This is a genomic window from Bradyrhizobium betae, assembly GCF_050632175.1.
Classification (GTDB): domain Bacteria; phylum Pseudomonadota; class Alphaproteobacteria; order Rhizobiales; family Xanthobacteraceae; genus Bradyrhizobium; species Bradyrhizobium betae_B.
Window position 1 is genome coordinate 6,654,903 of record NZ_CP192576.1, and the last position, 16,808, is coordinate 6,671,710.

The window sequence follows — 16,808 nt, forward strand, 5'->3', positions numbered from 1 at the left end:
GTCGTCCTTTGAGATAGATAAACGTTTGGCCGCGCTCAAAAGCACGGTCGATGTCGTCGAGATCTGGAGGGAGGGTCGTCAGTCAGGCGCGCTTGAAAGCGGCGAGGCCAAGTCGTTCGGCCGAAACTCGATAGACACAGCATAGGCGCTTCATGGTCATTTAGCAAGTGATCATTTCGTTTTCGGATTCGGCGTCCCTCCGCATCGTTCGCACTGCGTCGCCTCCAGCACAGCAATAACTGCTCACGCCGCCTTCTTGCTCTGCGCGAGCTGCGCCAGTTGCCGCATGATCTCGGTGGTGCCGGCAAGGCGTTCCTCCGGCGTCTCCCAATCCTGCAGGAACACCACCTTCATGTCGGGCCGTACCTTGGCAGCCTGACCATAGCTGCGGATGAAGCTCACCAGGCGGTCGGGATGCGCGAAGGAATTGTCGCGGAAGGCGATGACGGCGCCCTTCGGGCCGGCGTCGATCTTTCCGACATTGGCCTGACGGCAGAATGCCTTGATCGCGGCGACCTTGAACAGATAGCGCACCTCGTCCGGCAGCACGCCGAAGCGGTCGCGCATCTCGGCGCCAAAGTTCTCGATCTCCTCCTCGGTGTCGAGATCGGCGAGCCGCCGGTACAGCGACAGCCGCACGGAGAGGTCGCCGACATAGTCTTCCGGAATGAGCACGGGCATGCCGATGGTGATCGACGGCGACCAGCGGTCGGCCGCGGGCTCGGAGACGCCGGCCTTGAGGTTGACGATCGCCTCCTCCAGCATCGACTGGTAGAGTTCGAAGCCGACCTCCTTGATGTGGCCGGACTGCTCTTCGCCGAGCAGATTGCCGGCGCCGCGGATGTCGAGGTCGTGCGAGGCGAGCTGGAAGCCCGCACCCAGTGTCTCCAGCGATTGCAGCACGGTGAGCCGGCGCTCGGCCTGCGCCGTGATCTTCTGCTGCGCCGGCAGCGTGAACAGCGCATAGGCCCGCAGCTTGGAACGGCCGACGCGACCGCGCAGCTGGTAGAGCTGGGCGAGGCCGAACATGTCGGCCCGGTGCACGATCAGGGTGTTGGCGTTGGGGATGTCGAGGCCGGATTCCACGATGGTCGTCGACAGCAGGATGTCGAACTTGCCGTCGTAGAACGCCGTCATGATGTCCTCGATCACCGCGGGCGGCATCTGGCCATGCGCGACCGCGACCTTCATCTCCGGCACGTTCTTGTCGAGGAAGTCCTTGACCTCGGCGAGGTCGTCGATGCGCGGCACCACGTAGAACGCCTGGCCGCCGCGATAGCGCTCGCGCAGCAGCGCCTCGCGGATCATCAGGGGATCGTGCGGAGCAACGAAGGTGCGCACCGCGAGCCGATCGACCGGGGGCGAGGCAATGATCGACAGCTCGCGGACGCCGGTGAGAGCCAGTTGCAGCGTGCGCGGGATCGGCGTCGCCGACAGCGTCAGCACATGCACCTCGGCGCGAAGCGCCTTCAGCCGTTCCTTGTGGGTGACGCCGAAATGCTGCTCCTCGTCGACGATGACGAGGCCGAGGTCGCGGAACTTGATCGCCTTGCCGAGCAGCGCGTGAGTACCGACGACGATATCGACGGAGCCGTCGGCGATGCCCTTCTTGACCAGGTTGAGCTCTTTGGCCGGGACCAGGCGCGAGGCCTGCGCCACGTTCACCGGAAAGCCCTTGAAGCGCTCGGTGAAGGTCCTGTGGTGCTGGCGGGCCAGCAGCGTGGTCGGCACCACGACCGCGACCTGCTTGCCTTCGAGCGCGACGGCAAAGGCCGCGCGCAAGGCGACTTCCGTCTTGCCGAAGCCGACGTCGCCACAAATCAGCCGGTCCATGGGACGGCCGAGCTCGAGGTCCTTCAGGGTGGATTCGATCGCCCCGAGCTGGTCCTCGGTCTCGTCATAGGGGAAGCGCGCGCAGAACTCGTCGTAAAGGCCGGGCTGCACCGGCAGCTTGGGCGCCTCGTGCAGATGGCGCGCGGCGGCGATCTTGATCAGCTCGCCCGCGATCTCGCGGATGCGGTTCTTGAGCTTGGCCTTGCGGGTCTGCCAGCCGGAGCCGCCCAGACGATCCAGCTCGACCGTGGTCTGGTCGGAGCCGTAGCGCGACAATAGCTCGATGTTCTCGACCGGGAGAAACAGCTTGGCCTCGGCGGCATAATGCAGCTCGAGACAATCATGCGGCGCGCCGGCGACGTCGAGCGTCTGCAGGCCGACGAAGCGGCCGATGCCGTGATCGGCATGGACGACGATGTCGCCCGCGGCAAGGCTCGTGATCTCCGAGATGAAATTATCGAGCTTTCGACTGGCCTTGCGCGTCCGCACCAGGCGGTCGCCCAGGATGTCCTGCTCGCTGATGATGGCGATCTCGTCGGTCTCGAAACCGGCCTCCAGGCCGAGTACGGCGAGCATGGTCTCGTTGCGCGGGGTCGCCTGCACCGTGCGCCAAGAGTTGACGCTGGTGGTGTGGGGCAGCTTGTGGTCGCGCAGCATCGAGGTCATGCGATCGCGCGAGCCTTCGCTCCACAGCGTGACCACGACCTTCTTGCGGAGGGCGTGCAACGCCATGATGTGGCTGACCACCGCCTCGAACACGTTGACGGTGCTGTCGTTGCGCTCCGGCGCGAAGTCGCGGCCCTTGCGTGCGCCGGCATCGACGACACTGCTGCCATCAGCCGGCACTGAAAATTGCGTCAGCCGCGCCAGCGGGATGTCGCCGAGGCGCTTGGTCCACTCATCCTCGGTCAAATAGAGCCTGTCGGGGGGCAGCGGCTTGTAGATCGCGCCGCCGCCGGGATGCTCCATCGCCTCGCGCCGGGCCTGGTAGTAGTCGGCGATCTGCTTGAAGCGCTCGCGAACGGCGTCCTCGGCCTGCGGCTCGATCGCGACGGCCGCCCCTTGCAGATAGTCGAACAGCGTATCCATCCGGTCCTGGAACAGCGGCAGCCAGTGCTCCATGCCGGGATGGCGGCGGCCTTCGCTGACGGCCTCGTACAACGCATCGTCGCGCTCGGGCGCGCCGAACTCGGCGACATAGCCCATGCGAAAGCGGCGAATGGTGTCGGTGACGAGCTGAAACTCGGAGACCGGCACCAGATCGAGCGCGCGCATGTCGAGCAGCGTGCGCTGGGTCTCGGCGTCGAAGGTGCGGATCGATTCCAGGCTGTCGCCGAAGAAGTCGAAGCGCACGGGCTGGTCGAGGCCGGCCGGAAACAAATCGAGGATGCCGCCGCGCACGGCATATTCGCCGGGCTCGCGCACGGTCGACGAACGGTTGTAGCCGTTATGCTCGAGCCAGGCGACGATGGTGTCCATCGGCACCACATTGCCGGGCGCGACCGACAGCGCCTGCGCCGCGACGAGCTCGCGCGCGGGCACGCGCTGCACGATGGCGTTCACCGTGGTGAGCACGATCAGCGGCTTGTCGCTGCCGGTCAGGGGCGCCAGCCGCGCCAGCGTGGTCAGGCGCTGCGCCAGGATACCGCCATGCGGCGAGACGCGGTCGTAGGGCTGGCAGTCCCAGGCCGGGAACTGCAGCACCGGCAGATCGGGCGCGAAGAATTGTAGCGCCCGTTCGAGCTGCTGCATGCGCGCGCCGTCGCGACAGACGACCGCAAGGCTGACCGCCGGTTTCTTCGGCCGCGCCGCGATGGCGCGCGCGAGATCGGAGATGACGAGGCCCTCGGCGCCTTCGGCGACATTGGCAAGCGTCAGCGCCCGGCCGGGCGTGAGCAACTCGGCCGGAGACTTCAAGCCAGGTTTCATAGATTGCCGTCCGTGATCGGAAACGCCTTGATGCGGGCAAACAGCGTTAGATTGGCAACAGCCGGCAGCACCTTGTCGCCGGTGATGGCGGCATACAGATCGGGATCGGACTCCTCGAGCAGGGTCTCGAGCTCGGTCAATTCAGCCTCGGACAGGTTGCCGATCTCGGCGTCGGCGAAACGGCCGAGGATCAGGTCCATCTCGCGCGTGCCGCGGTGCCAGCAGCGGAACAGAAGCCGCTTGCGGCGGTCGTCCAGCCCGTTGCTCGATCGTGTCGTTCCCGTCATGTCTCGGATCCAGTCAAACGCCGAAAGCCCGGACGTGCCGGGCCGGGGTGATATAGCCACTCGAACCGGTCGTGTCAGCCCTTTGTTATTGCAAATGTTCGGGGACCATCACGGCCGGACTTGACCCGGCGATCCCCAGTCATTGAAAAGATGGAATGCGCCCCAGCCTGCTCAATCCATTGTTTGCTCCCGTGACCAGCCTGCCCGGCGTCGGTCCGAAGCAGGACAAGCTGCTGCAGTACCTGCTCAGCCGCAACGAGACGCCGCGGCTGGTCGACCTGCTGCTGCATCTGCCGAGCCAGGTCATCGACCGCCGGGCACGGCCGAAGATTCGCGATGCCGTCCAGGGAACCATGGTGACGCTGGAGGTGACCGTCGACCGTCACCGCCCGCCCCCGCCGCGCAACGCGCGCGCGCCCTACCTGGTCTATGCCAGCGACGACACCGGCGATGTCGTGCTGACCTTCTTCCGCGCCAAGCCCGGCTATGTCGAAAAGCTGCTGCCTGTCGGCGAGAAGCGCTACGTCTCCGGTACGCTGCAGACGTATGACGGCATTCCGCAGATCGTGCATCCCGATCGCGTGCTGGACGAAGAGGCGATCTCGAAGCTCTCGGGCATCGACCCCGTCTATCCCCTGACCGAAGGCCTCGCGCTCGGCTCGCTCCGCCGCGCAGTCGGCCAGGCGCTTCTGAAGCTGCCGGCCCTCCCCGAATGGATCAGCCCGGAGGTGATGCGCCGCTGCAGCTTCCCGTCGATCACGGAAGCGCTCAATCGCGTGCATCAGCCAGTCGAGCTTACGGACATCCTGCCCGAAAAGCCCTACTGGTCCCGCCTCGCTTTCGACGAGCTGCTCGCCGGCCAGCTCGCGCTCGCGTTGATCCGCGCGCAGCTGCGCCGCCCGGCCGGCGTACGCAACGCCGGCGACGGGCACCTCCGCAACAAGATCATCGATGGCCTGCCCTATGCGCTGACGCTGTCCCAGCGCGAAGCGGCCGCGGCGATCGCCAATGATCTGCAGCAGCCTGTGCGCATGCTGCGGCTGCTGCAGGGCGACGTCGGCTCCGGCAAGACCGTGGTGGCGCTGCTCGCTGCCGCCGCCGTCACGGAGGTCGGCAAGCAAGCCGCGCTGATGGCGCCGACCGAAATCCTGGCGCGCCAGCACATCAAGACCATCGCGCCGCTCGCGGAGCGCGCGGGGATGCGGGTCGCGATCCTCACCGGCCGCGAAAAGGGCAAGGAGCGGCGCGAGATCATCGCGCAGCTGGCCGACGGCGAGATCGACCTCCTCGTCGGCACGCACGCGCTGATCCAGGACGACGTGATCTTCCATGATCTCGCGCTCGCCATCGTCGACGAGCAGCACCGTTTCGGCGTGCGCGAGCGCCTCGCGCTGACGTCGAAAGGCGAAGCGGTCGACGTGCTGGTGCTGAGCGCAACCCCGATCCCGCGCACGCTGGTGCTGACCTATTTCGGCGACATGGACATCTCTGAGCTGCGCGAAAAGCCCGCCGGCCGCCAGCCGATCGAGACCCGCACCATCTCGATGAGCCGCCTCGGCGAGGTCACCGACAGCATCGGCCGCGCATTAGAGGCGGGCAAGCTGGTCTACTGGATCTGTCCGCTGGTCGAGGAATCCGAGGCCGAGGGCACCGAGCACCTCACCAACGCAACCAAGCGCTTCGAGAACCTGCAGAAGCGCTTCGGCGATCGTGTCGGGCTCGTGCACGGCCAGATGAAGGGCACGGAAAAAGACCGCGTCATGGGCCAGTTCGCCGCCCATGAGATCGGCCTGCTGGTTGCGACCACCGTGGTCGAGGTCGGCGTCGACGTGCCGGCCGCCACCATCATGCTGATCGAGAACGCCGAACGCTTCGGCCTTGCCCAGCTGCATCAGCTGCGCGGCCGGATCGGACGCGGCTCGGAAGCCTCGACATGCCTGCTGCTCTACTCCGAGCCGCTCGGCGAAATGTCGAAGGCGCGGCTGAAGGTGATCCGCGAGACCACCGACGGTTTTCGCATCGCCGAGGAAGATTTGAAGCTGCGCGGCGAAGGCGACGTGCTCGGCGTGCGCCAGAGCGGCCTGCCCGGCTACCGTATCGCGCGCCCCGAGATCCACGGCCAGCTCATAACCCAGGCGAGAGACGAGGCGCTGCGGATCCTCAAGGACGATCCGAAGCTCAAGGGCGAGCGCGGCGAGGCGCTGCGCTGCCTGCTCTATCTCTACGAGCGGGACGAGGCGATCCCGCTGATCGGAGCCGGCTAGCCTGCAGCTCTTCGGCGCCCGACCTCGTAGGCCGCCACATGCGCGCGCGCCAGATCCAGCAGCGGCGTGTCGATGCCGAGCGCACGGGCCCGGTTGGCCATATCACCGAGGATGTGCTCCGCCTCCGTGATCGAACCGCGCTCGATATCGCGCAGCATCGAGGCCTTGAGCGGCGAGTCCAGGGTGGTGAAGAGTTTTCGATCGAACTCGATGAACGGCGCGCGCGGCGCGAATCCCGAAGCCGTCGCGACGGCGCAGCATTCGGCAAACAGGCGGAAAATCGACTGCTCACCATCAGGCACAGCCAGGATGTCGCCGATGCTCGCGCGCATCAGGCAGGTGATGCCGGCGAGCGTTGAGAGCTGGACGAACTTCTCCCACATGTCCTGCATGATCGCTTCGCTGGCGCGCACGTCGATCCCGGGGACGTGGAGCAGTGTCTCCAGCGCGAGCGCACGCTCGCTCAGCGAACCATCGATCTCGCCGAAGACAATGGTCTGATTGGCCATGAATTGAACGACGCGCCCCTCCGCATCGAGCCCGGCGCTGACATTCGCGAGCCCGCCGAGGACGCGGGCGGCGCCGAACCGCGCGGTCAGGGCGTCGATATGCTTCAGCCCGTTGAGGATCGGCAGGATCATCGTGCTGGAACCGACCGCCGGCGCAAACTGGCTCATGGCGTCGTCGAGCGAATAAGCTTTCACGCCGACGAGCACGACGTCGAACGTTTCCTTGAGATCGTCAGCCACGACGAGTTTCGGCTGCACGGCAAAGTCGCCATGCGGGCTCACGACCCGCAACCCATCCCGGCGCAGTTGCTCGGCGCGCTTCGCGCGAACAAGGAAGGTCACGTCGCCGCCGGCCCTGACCACGCGAGCGCCGTAATAGCCTCCAAGCGCTCCCGCGCCGATCACGAGCAGTCTCATTCAAACTCCCATTCCGCTTCAGCAAAAACAATAACAGATGGCACCCGCGACGTCTCCTCCCCGTCATTGCGAGCGCAGCGAAGCAATCCAGACTCCCTCCGTGGCAAGACTCTGGATTGCTTCGCTGCGCTCGCAATGACGAGTGGATGGACCCTGCTTGGAAGCTTACCTCTTCCCCGCGGCGGGACTCGATTTCAGGGCACAGTGAGTGGTCGCCTGACCATCAGTTCTTCTTTCGCGCGATCCCCGCGGCGAATGCCTTCATCAACTCCGTCTCCACCGCCTCGCCTTTCGCGTCGTCAGCGAGATGTTCGAACCAGCGCGCAAATCCGTCGTAGATCTGGCTGGCGGGATGATCGGGGCCGAGGAAGCCGGAAATCTCCCGCATCTCCGCGACCCAGCGATAGGCCTTCGGGATCATGTCCGGCAGCGCCACTTCGAGCCGGGCCAGAACGGCGGGCTGGCTCAGCGCGAGTTCGTCGCGTAGCGCGTCTGCGGCGCCCGCCTTCGTGGCCGCGACCACCATGGCCGAGCCGATGCCGGCGAGGCCCTTGACGATGCCGGCGTAGGACATCTTGAGCGCGGAGGCCGCGCCGACCGGCCCCGCGACGATCCGAACGTCGAGACCGAAATCCTTCAGCACCGCAACGTCGCCAGCGTGCTCGCCCGACAGGTAGAACGCCGGGCTCTTAGCCCCGGGCTGTGGCGGGAAGCCGATGATGCCGCCGTCGACGAACGGAGCCTGCGCCGACCCGATGATCTCCTCGATCCGCTGCACGGTGTCGACATTGACGGCATTGCAATCGACCACGACCGGCTTCTTCTCGCGCCGGATGACCAGTGCCGCCAGCCGCTCGGCCAGCGCAACCGCCTCGCCTGGCGGCACGATCGAAAGGATGATGTCGGCCTCCGCGATCGCGTCGTCCTCGACGCCGATCATGCCCGCATCCGCCGCGCGCTTTTGCGTCGCCTCGCTCCGCCCCTTCAACGACGTCAGCACGCGCGCGCCGTTCTCGCCGAGCCGGCGGGCCACCGCGCTGCCCATGGCGCCGGGCGCGAGGATCGCAATGGTTTTGGACATCGTGCACTCCAGGTCGAATTCCGAGCGAGGCGCTCAATTCAACCGGAACACTAGCAGAGGATGCGAACGCCTGCGTGACCGACCGCCACCCCGCGCGGGAATGGCCTTATTCCGCCTTCGCAGGCTCGGGCTGCAGCGCGGAGGCATTGGCAATGCGCGCGGCATTCGCCATGCCCGCCAGCGCCGCCGCTTTCTTCGGGTCGGGCGCCGCGCCCGGCTGCACCACGCCGGCCGACATGATCAGCGTCGCGGCATCCTCGGTGCTCATCTCGACCTCGACGATCTTGCTTTTGGGCACGTAGAAAAAGAAGCCCGTGGTCGGGTTCGGTGAGCACGGCAGAAACACCGAGACATGCTCCTCCTGCCCCGGCAGGCTGCGCGCGACCTCCTCGTTCGGCGATTGCGAGATCAACACGATCGACCACATGCCCGGCGAGGGAAACTCGACCAGACCCACTTTGCGAAAGCTCGAGCCCTTGCCCGAGAACAGCGTCTCGAACACCTGCTTCAGGCCGCGATAGATGGCGCGGACCGCCGGAATCCGGCCGAGGAAGGTCTCGCCAAGATCGACCAGCGTCCGGCCGATCAGATTGGCGGCGAGGAATCCGACCAGTGTCAGCGTGAAGAATGCGACAATCAGTCCCCAGCCGGGAATGACGTAAGGCAGATAGGTTTCCGGCCGATAGGCCAGCGGCACGAACGGCCGCACCACGCCGTCAACCCAGGTGACGAACCACCAGACCAGATAAAAGGTGATCGCGATCGGCCCCGTCACAATGAGGCCGGTCAGGAAGTAATTGCGGAATCGGCCCATCAGGCCGGTATGCGGTTCGGGCGCGGGATCAAGCGGCGCAGGCGTGTCGTCGCGGGCGGTCATTCGGGTTCCAGGTCGGTCGCTGCAGTCAAGCTAGGGTCTTCTAGCAGGTTTTTGAAGACCACCTAGCGTTCCGGCCGGATCCCTTCTGCCTATTCCACGGTCACCGATTTCGCGAGGTTGCGCGGCTGGTCGACGTCGGTGCCCATGATGACAGCCGTATGGTAGGCGAGCAGCTGCACCGGGACGGCATAGACCATCGGCGTGAACGCCGCGGCCATGTCGGGCATGATGATGGTGACGAGGGATTCCACCGTCGCCTCCTCCGCGCCCTTGGCGTCGGTCATCAGGATGATCTTGCCGCCGCGCGCGGCCACCTCCTGCATGTTGGAGACGGTTTTCTCGAACACCCGGTCGTAGGGCGCGATCACGACGACCGGCATGGTCTCGTCGATCAGCGCGATCGGGCCGTGCTTGAGCTCGCCGGCGGCGTAGCCCTCGGCGTGAATGTAAGATATCTCCTTCAGCTTCAGCGCGCCTTCAAGCGCCAGCGGGAAGCTGGTGCCGCGGCCGAGATAGAGCACGTCGCGCGATTTTGCGATCTCGCGCGCCAGCTTCTCGATCTGCAGCTCGGTGGTGAGCGCATCCGACATCAGGCGCGGGATCTCGACGAGGCCATGAACCAGCTTGGTTTCGTCCTCGTCGGAGAGCTCGCCGCGGGCCTTGCCGGCCGCGATCGCGAGGTTTGCCAGCACCATGAGCTGGCAGGTGAAGGCCTTGGTGGAGGCGACGCCGATCTCGGGGCCGGCCAGCGTCTGCAGCACGGTCTCGCTCTCGCGCGCGATGGTCGAGGTCGGCACGTTGACGACGGCGATCGTGTGCACGCCTTCGGCCTTGGCATAGCGCAGCGCGGCCAGCGTGTCGGCGGTCTCGCCCGATTGCGAGATGAAGATGGCCAGATCGCCTTTGCGCAGCGGCGCCTCGCGATAGCGGAATTCGGAGGCCACATCGACCTCGACCGGCACGCGCGCAAAGCGTTCGAACCAATATTTCGCGACGAAGCCGGCATAGCTGGCGGTGCCGCACGCCGTGATGTTGATGCGCTGGATGTTCTTGAAGTCGAACGGCAGCTTCACCGGCAGCGCGACGCGCTCGGTCGCCATGTCGACATAGCGCGCCAGGGTGTGGCCGACGACTTCCGGCTGCTCGTGGATTTCCTTGGCCATGAAGTGGCGGTAATTGGCCTTGTCGACCAGCGAGGTCGAGGCGGCGTGCTTGATCTTCTCGCGCTGGACGGCATTGCCGTCCTTGTCGAAGATCGTCGCGCTCTTGTGGGTCAGCACGACCCAGTCGCCGTCCTCGAGATAGCTGATCGTGTCGGTGAACGGTCCGAGCGCGATGGCGTCGGAGCCGAGATACATCTCGCCGTCGCCATAGCCGATTGCCAGCGGCGGACCGTTGCGGGCGCCGATCATCAGATCGTCCTCGCCGGCGAAGATGAAGCCGAGCGCGAAGGCGCCGCGCAGCCGCGCCAGCGTCAGCTTCACCGCCTCGACCGGCTTGTTGCCGCGCGTCAGCAGATCGTCGACGAGATGCAGCACGATCTCGGTGTCGGTCTGGGTGTGGAAGACCGTGCCCTTCTTCTCGAGCTCCTCGCGCAGTTCGCGGAAGTTCTCGATGATGCCGTTATGAACGACGGCAACACGTTCGGTCGCGTGCGGGTGGGCGTTGTTGACGGTGGGCTTGCCGTGGGTGGCCCAGCGGGTATGACCGATGCCGGTCGTGCCCTTGAGCGGCTCGGCTTCGAGCCGCTTCTCCAGATTCTTCAGCTTGCCCTCGGCGCGGCGGCGCTCGAGATGCTTGCCCTCGAGCGTGGCGACGCCCGCGGAGTCATAGCCGCGATATTCAAGACGTTTGAGCGAGATCCACCAATTGCTCTGCAACCGGCTCGCGCCCGAGAATGCCGACAATCCCGCACATGCGGATCAATATCCCCCAAATCGTCGAAAAATCGCCTAAACGACGCGCTCGGTTTTTAGCGAAGTTCGTAACGAACCAGATACTCAATAATTATTGCTGATTGAGACAGCGCCAGATCGAGCCAGTTTCACCTGCGTCGAATTGGCCGGCGACGAGACGCATCGATTAACGCCTTGTCAATGAATTTGACCAACGATTCCCTCTCTGGGAGATATCGCCATGAAAGGCTCATCCGACCGCAAAGGTCTATCATCGACAATGGTGCGCGCCAGCGAAACCACCGGCACGCATCTGGCCCATTGGCCGCCGCCTCAGCGCAGCATGGAGCGAGGCAAGGAAAGCAAGGCTGTCCTCGTCACCCAGGCTGCCGGCGAACCGGTCAAGCGCGCCAGAGGGCGCGGCTGGCGCTTGAACCGCGCGATGTTCTCGGACGTCGCCGACGACGACTAGCGAACCTCACCACCCCAGCACCAGGGCAAACCCCAGGAAAACAGCGACGGCCCAGAACGCTATTCCGATGAACAAGGATGCCAATTCGTGTTCTTGCGGGTGGCGTACGCCGATCTGTTCCAGCACCCATCGTCCCGGCGGCGTGATGACGTGCTGGACAAAAAAGTCGAATATATAGGTGTCCTGGTCCACGAGCGCGCCGCCCTAACGATACGGAGGAATGGCTGAGGCTCGGCCGCTCACTTCTCCGGCTTCTTGCCGCTCGTCTTCATTTCACGATAACGCGCGGCGCCGCCTTCCCTGATGGTCTGCGGGTTGCGCTCAAGCGCCATCGCATCGTCGGGCACGTCGCGCGTGATCACCGAGCCGGAGCCGATATAGGCCCCGTTGCCGATTCTGACAGGTGCCACCAGCGAGGAGTTGGTGCCGACGAAGGCGCCCTGTCCGATGATGGTCTTGTGCTTCTTGAAGCCGTCGTAGTTGCAGGTGATGGTGCCGGCGCCGATGTTGGAATTGGCGCCAACGGTGGCATCGCCGATGTAGGAGAGATGGTTGACCTTGACGCCGGCCTCCAGCGTCGCCGCCTTGGTCTCCACGAAATTGCCGATCCGCGCGCCGTCGCCGAGCGAGGTGCCGGGCCGCAAGCGCGCATAAGGTCCGATCGAGACGTTCTTGCCGAGCGTAGTCTGCACGATGTGCGAAAAGGAATGGATCACGCTGCCGTCGGCGATCGACACGCCGGGGCCGATCACCACGAACGGCTCGATCGTCACGTCCTTGCCGAACACTGTGTCGGCGGACAGATAAACCGTCTCGGGCGCGATCAGCGTCACGCCGGCTTCCATCGCGGCCGTGCGCAGCCGCGCCTGCATCACGCCTTCCGCCTCGGCGAGCTGCGCCTTGGTGTTGATGCCCCGCACCTCGTCCTCGCCGGTCTCGATCACCACGGACTCCCACCCCTGTTCGCGGACGATGCCGACCGCATCCGTCAGATAATATTCGCCCTTTGAATTGGCATTGCCGATCTTGTCGAGGATCGCCAGCGCGCGGCGGCCGTCGATCGCCATCACGCCAGCATTGCACAGATCGATCTTGCGCTCCTCGGCGCTGGCATCGGCCTGCTCGCGGATCGCGACCAGGCGATCGCCCTCGACGATGAAGCGGCCGTAGCCGGTGGGATCGGCGGCGCGAAAGCCGAGCGCGGCAATCGCAGCACCTCCGGCGAGCGGCACGCGCAGCCGCGCAAAGGTCTCGGCCGAGATCAGCGGCGTGTCGCCGAACGCGATCAGCAGATCGTCGACGCCGCGCGCGATGGCCTCTCGCGCCGCCAGCACCGCATGCGCGGTGCCGAGGCGCTCGCTCTGCACGAAGGTCAGCGCGTCCGGCCGGATGCGCCTCGCCTCATCCGCGACAGCCTGATGGTCGGGGCCGATCACGACGGCGAGCGAGGTGCCGGTTCCCTTCGGTGCTGCGGCGAGCACATGCGCGAGCAGCGTCTGGTGGGCGACCGGATGCAGCACTTTCGGCAGTTGGGAGCGCATGCGCGTGCCTTCACCGGCGGCGAGCACGATCGTGAGGCTGGAGCGGACGGTCATCGAAATCCTGTCAGATGCGGCCGAATCAATGGGCGGCGGGGCCAGCGGCGTCATGAGCTGCTTGCCTTGCTACCCCCGCAAACGCCCGGAATTCAAGTGCGACACGCTTTTCCTGTTAATGTTCCCTGATTGATTCGGGGAAGCTGTTCGGGGCTGGGCACTAAACGTTCATGGCAAAGGATTCCGACCCATTGGCGGACGCCTTCGGCGACAAGGAGACCGGCGGGCTGTTCTCCGGATTCCTGGCCGAGGAAAACGAGTTCGACCGCCGCACGATGTGGCGGCTGGGCTCGTGGAGCTTTGCCGCCATCGTCGCGATCACCGTCGCGGTCATGTCCAACCAGGCCCAGCTCGGCTGGCACCGTGAGCAGATCGCGGCCGCCGATCTGGCGCGCCAGGCCGACCGGCTCCAGGCGCTGACCAAGGATAGCCAGAACGAGGCCCGCCGCCTCGCCTCCGCCATCGAGACCCTGAACACCGATCGCGACCGGCTCTATTCGCGCGTCACCGTACTGGAGCAAGGGCTCGATTCCGTCACCGGTGCCATCGCCAAGCAGGTCGCGAAGCCGCAGGACACGCCGGCACCTGATGCGCAGTCCGCGCCTGCAGCGCCCAGCGTCGCGCCGGTCGCCTCGATGCCGGCGCCGTCCACCGACAAGCCGCGCGCATCGAAGGAGCCGGCAAAGGACAGCGTCAAGGAGGCTGCAAAGGAGCCGTCGAGCCCGCCGCCGCAAACCGCTTCTGCCGCGTCGCTCGTATCGCAGGCCCCGGCAACGACGTCGGCCCTGCCGATGCTTCCGCTGGTGCCCTCCAAGTCGATGATGGCGCCGCCTGATCCCGCCGCATCCAGACTGGTTCAGCCCGATCCAAACGAGAAGTCGGTCGAGAAGAAGCCCGAGCCGGTGCCCGCCTCGACTGAAGTCGCGGCCGCAGCAGCCAAGCCGTCCGAAGCAGCCGAGACCGAGTCACCGGCGATCTCAGTTCAGCAGACGCGCTTTGCGATCGACCTCGGCGGCGCCAATTCGATCGACGGCCTGCGTGCGCTCTGGCGCGGCCTGACCAAATCCAATCCGGAGATCGCCGCGCTGCGGCCGATCATCATGATCAAGGAAGGCACCACCGGCCTCGGCATGCAGCTGCGCCTCGGGGCCGGCCCGCTCGTCAACGCCGCCGCGGCCGCGAAGCTCTGCGCGGGCCTTGCCGAGAACGACCGTCACTGCGAGACCACCGTGTTCGACGGCCAGCGCCTGTCGCTGCGCGGCTCGGACAAGACACAGGAGAAGACGCAGGACAGGGTTCAGGACAAGAACGCGGACAAGAACCAGGACGCGGCGCCGCAGGCCGAGACCGCCCCGGCGCCCGCCCCCGCCGCCAAGCCGGACAAGCGCCACCGCGGCTATTCCTCCAAGCGCTCGTCGAAGCGCGAAGAGCCCGCGCCTGCGCCCGTGGCACAGCCAGCCGCACCTCCCAAGCCGGAAGCGTCGGCGGGTTCGACGCTGTCGTCGTTCTTCAGGCGGTAGGCGCTCCCAACGCCCTTTCATCCATCAGTGCAATCGGCTGAACGTCTTTCGTGCGCGCGCGGAAAAAGCTCTCTCTCCTGTTGCCCCCTCCGGCCATCCCGACCATATTGCGCCCATGACAAAAAGCCCTTCCGCCTCACGCCCTACCAGGTGCAGTTCCTGATCGTCGTCGGCTTCGCTTCGGTCGGCTATGCGCTTTACCTGCGCTATCTCGGAATCGAAAACTCGCAGGTTGGGCTGGCCTGCGACGCCGGCCTGCAGACGATGATCTGCAAGGCGCGCTCGGTCTCGACGGTGCTGTTCAAGAATTCGGTGTTCGGCATTGTCGCGCTGGTGGTGGCGACGCTCAACCTGATGCGGCCGTCGATCGTGCTGCTCACCGTCGGCATCATCGCCGCCGGTCTCGGCATCGTGCTCTACAACGTGGTGCTGGCGGGCCTTGCGATCGGCCTCTTCATTCTTGGATTTGCTCGGCCCGCGCCCGCCACAGCGTGAGCGCGAACAAGAGACAGATCGCGCAGGTCCACAGCGACTGCCAGTTGTCGCGGCCCTCGTTGAAGAGCACATAGACTGCCGACAGCGCGAGCACCCCGGCAAACACGGACTCCGCGATCGGGCGCTGGCCGATCTGCGGCCGGTTCAGCGTGAGCAGCGCGAACGGCACCACGGCCATCGTCAGCGATGCGTAGGGGAAGTCGTGGTAGCGCGGGTCGAACACGAAGGCGAGCGCGGTCTGCGCCGCGATCACCGCGGTCACCGCCAGCGTCAGGCCGAGCACGGCGGTCAGCTTCGACCATTTGCGACCCTCGCGCGGCCCGAGCAGATCGAGGAAAGTCGGAAGGCTGCGGCCGATCACCATCGCCTGCGCGCAGAAGATCGGCGACAGGATGCCGGCCAGCAGCAGCGCGCCCCAATGCAGCCAGCCCGCCCAGCCGTAGCTCTCATAGTACATCTTGTCGGCGCCGACCCCGAGCAGGATGCCCGCCGACGTCGCCGAGACGGCGACACCGAGCCAGGCCGAGAGCCGCGGCGTCCAGGGCCGCCGCCGCATCGTCAGACCCGCGACGGCGAACACCAGCACGCACAGGCCCATGCCGGCGCCCATGTACCATTTCCAGTACGGGAAATTGCTGATCGGTTGGCCCGGCGGATATTTCAGGTTGCGGCGAACCGAGTCGTAGAGGCCCCAATAGCCGCCGACGGTGCCTTCCAGCTGGCGCTTCCACGGCTGGTCGTAGGACTCGATCAGGTTGACGCGGAACTTCAGCGCTTTCGCCAGGCCGAGGATTTCCGAGACCACGCGGGCCTGATTAGTGCGCGACGGCAGCGCCCCTCGCGCATACGGCCTTCGCTCGGCCAGCCGGTTTCGCCGATCAGGATTTCCTTGCCCGGAAATGCCACCGCCATCCGCTCGCGGATCGCCTCGACATGGGCGGCGGCGAATTTCGCCTTCACCGGAACATCCTCCCAATAGGGCAGGATGTGGATCGTGACGAAATCGACGGCGTCATAGATCTCGCGGTTCTTCAGCCAGTACTCCCAGACATCGGCATAGGTCACGGGCACGCTGACCTGCGCCTTCACCGAGCGGATGATGGAGACGAGGTCCGCCGTCGTCATCTCGCCGCGCAGCAGCACCTCGTTGCCGACGATGATGCTGGTGATGATTCCGGGGAAATCCTTGGAGAGGCGGACCGCGAGCGCGGCCTGCTCGAAATTCTTGCTGCGGTTGCTGGAGAGCCAGATGCCCTGGAGCACCTTCAATCCGCCGATCCGCGCCGCGATCGCAGGCACCTGGTCGAGCCCGTTCTCCATCGAATAGGTGCGGACGCAGTCGGTGATCTCCTTCAGCTGGCGCAGATCCTGCTCGATCTGGTCGGCCTCGATATGGGTCCATGCGTTGAGCGGCGACTGCTCGCCGCGGAACGGCGCATAGGAGACGCATTGAACCTTGTCGCTGGGATCGATCGGTGCGCGCGCGAGCGTGATCGGTGTGGCAAGCCACCACCACGCGGCGGCAATCGCGCCCAGTGAGACGAGCAGAAGCGCCAGTGGCGTACGAAGTGAAATCGGTTCCATCCTCCGCGAAGCGCCGTCGATTACCTGCTCGCACGCCATCTGCCAAGGGG

General features: G+C 65.7%; 11 protein-coding genes and 2 pseudogenes. 4 read left to right on the forward strand and 9 right to left on the reverse strand.

All coding sequences use genetic code 11. The features are described from left to right. Positions 1-243 precede the first annotated feature (243 nt). Together mfd and ACQ86E_RS32035 are read right to left on the reverse strand one after the other, a co-directional pair. A complete protein-coding gene (mfd, locus tag ACQ86E_RS32030) occupies positions 244-3,762 on the reverse strand; it encodes a transcription-repair coupling factor (RefSeq protein ID WP_431203351.1) in 3,519 nt (1,172 codons plus the stop codon). Continuing rightward, entirely contained in the window at positions 3,759-4,049 is a 291-nt protein-coding gene (locus ACQ86E_RS32035; protein ID WP_431203352.1) for a succinate dehydrogenase assembly factor 2, read from the reverse strand. The genes mfd and ACQ86E_RS32035 overlap by 4 nt, the downstream gene beginning before the upstream one ends. Before the next feature lie 155 nt (positions 4,050-4,204). Here ACQ86E_RS32035 and recG point away from each other — a divergent pair, with 155 nt between their 5' ends. Beyond that, positions 4,205-6,313 (forward strand): ATP-dependent DNA helicase RecG, encoded by a 2,109-nt coding sequence (recG, locus tag ACQ86E_RS32040; protein ID WP_431203353.1) that lies wholly within the window; start codon positions 4,205-4,207, stop codon positions 6,311-6,313. Here the strand turns inward: recG and panE are convergent. The 4 genes and pseudogenes from panE to glmS all read right to left on the reverse strand — a co-directional run bounded on the left by panE (position 6,310) and on the right by glmS (position 11,114). Then, a complete protein-coding gene (gene panE, locus ACQ86E_RS32045; protein ID WP_431203354.1) occupies positions 6,310-7,239 on the reverse strand; it encodes a 2-dehydropantoate 2-reductase in 930 nt (309 codons plus the stop codon). The two genes, recG and panE, sit on opposite strands and share 4 nt — an antisense overlap. 223 nt (positions 7,240-7,462) lie before the next feature. Continuing rightward, complete coding sequence (locus ACQ86E_RS32050; protein ID WP_431203355.1) at positions 7,463-8,320, reverse strand: DUF1932 domain-containing protein; 858 nt, start codon at positions 8,318-8,320, stop codon at positions 7,463-7,465. 106 nt (positions 8,321-8,426) lie between these two features. Next, positions 8,427-9,197 carry a DUF502 domain-containing protein gene (locus ACQ86E_RS32055; protein ID WP_431203356.1) on the reverse strand — a complete coding sequence of 257 codons (771 nt, stop codon included), beginning with the start codon at positions 9,195-9,197 and terminating at the stop codon, positions 8,427-8,429. An 89-nt stretch (positions 9,198-9,286) separates the two neighbouring features. Further along, positions 9,287-11,114, reverse strand: a pseudogene (gene glmS / locus ACQ86E_RS32060) (glutamine--fructose-6-phosphate transaminase (isomerizing)). Between the two features lie 219 nt (positions 11,115-11,333). Between glmS and ACQ86E_RS32065 the strand changes: the two are divergent. Further along, positions 11,334-11,564: a hypothetical protein gene (locus tag ACQ86E_RS32065; protein WP_431203357.1), complete on the forward strand. Its 231-nt coding sequence runs from the start codon at positions 11,334-11,336 to the stop codon at positions 11,562-11,564. Positions 11,565-11,570: 6 nt separating this feature from the next. Here the strand turns inward: ACQ86E_RS32065 and ACQ86E_RS32070 are convergent, their stop codons facing one another. Both ACQ86E_RS32070 and glmU read right to left on the reverse strand, forming a co-directional pair. After that, positions 11,571-11,756 carry a hypothetical protein gene (locus tag ACQ86E_RS32070; protein ID WP_431203358.1) on the reverse strand — a complete coding sequence of 62 codons (186 nt, stop codon included), beginning with the start codon at positions 11,754-11,756 and terminating at the stop codon, positions 11,571-11,573. 47 nt (positions 11,757-11,803) lie between these two features. Further along, positions 11,804-13,159: a bifunctional UDP-N-acetylglucosamine diphosphorylase/glucosamine-1-phosphate N-acetyltransferase GlmU gene (glmU, locus tag ACQ86E_RS32075; protein ID WP_431203359.1), complete on the reverse strand. Its 1,356-nt coding sequence runs from the start codon at positions 13,157-13,159 to the stop codon at positions 11,804-11,806. Positions 13,160-13,329: 170 nt separating this feature from the next. Between glmU and ACQ86E_RS32080 the strand changes: the two genes are divergently transcribed. Both ACQ86E_RS32080 and ACQ86E_RS32085 read left to right on the forward strand, forming a co-directional pair. Further along, a complete protein-coding gene (locus tag ACQ86E_RS32080; protein ID WP_431203360.1) occupies positions 13,330-14,679 on the forward strand; it encodes a hypothetical protein in 1,350 nt (449 codons plus the stop codon). 150 nt (positions 14,680-14,829) lie between these two features. Further along, positions 14,830-15,174: a hypothetical protein gene (locus tag ACQ86E_RS32085; RefSeq protein WP_431203361.1), complete on the forward strand. Its 345-nt coding sequence runs from the start codon at positions 14,830-14,832 to the stop codon at positions 15,172-15,174. Here ACQ86E_RS32085 and ACQ86E_RS32090 read toward each other — a convergent pair. After that, positions 15,134-16,797 (reverse strand): annotated as a pseudogene (locus tag ACQ86E_RS32090) (beta-(1-6) glucans synthase). The gene ACQ86E_RS32085 and the pseudogene ACQ86E_RS32090 sit on opposite strands and share 41 nt — an antisense overlap. Between the last annotated feature and the right edge of the window lie 11 nt (positions 16,798-16,808).

What these genes read in the sequence shown, in the direction of transcription:
- mfd (WP_431203351.1), bottom strand. Translation starts at nt 3,762, where the DNA reads ATGAAACCTGGCTTGAAGTCTCCGGCCGAGTTGCTCACGCCCGGCCGG.
- ACQ86E_RS32035 (WP_431203352.1), bottom strand. Translation starts at nt 4,049, where the DNA reads ATGACGGGAACGACACGATCGAGCAACGGGCTGGACGACCGCCGCAAG.
- recG (WP_431203353.1), top strand. Translation starts at nt 4,205, where the DNA reads ATGCGCCCCAGCCTGCTCAATCCATTGTTTGCTCCCGTGACCAGCCTG.
- panE (WP_431203354.1), bottom strand. Translation starts at nt 7,239, where the DNA reads ATGAGACTGCTCGTGATCGGCGCGGGAGCGCTTGGAGGCTATTACGGC.
- ACQ86E_RS32050 (WP_431203355.1), bottom strand. Translation starts at nt 8,320, where the DNA reads ATGTCCAAAACCATTGCGATCCTCGCGCCCGGCGCCATGGGCAGCGCG.
- ACQ86E_RS32055 (WP_431203356.1), bottom strand. Translation starts at nt 9,197, where the DNA reads ATGACCGCCCGCGACGACACGCCTGCGCCGCTTGATCCCGCGCCCGAA.
- ACQ86E_RS32065 (WP_431203357.1), top strand. Translation starts at nt 11,334, where the DNA reads ATGAAAGGCTCATCCGACCGCAAAGGTCTATCATCGACAATGGTGCGC.
- glmU (WP_431203359.1), bottom strand. Translation starts at nt 13,159, where the DNA reads ATGACCGTCCGCTCCAGCCTCACGATCGTGCTCGCCGCCGGTGAAGGC.
- ACQ86E_RS32080 (WP_431203360.1), top strand. Translation starts at nt 13,330, where the DNA reads ATGGCAAAGGATTCCGACCCATTGGCGGACGCCTTCGGCGACAAGGAG.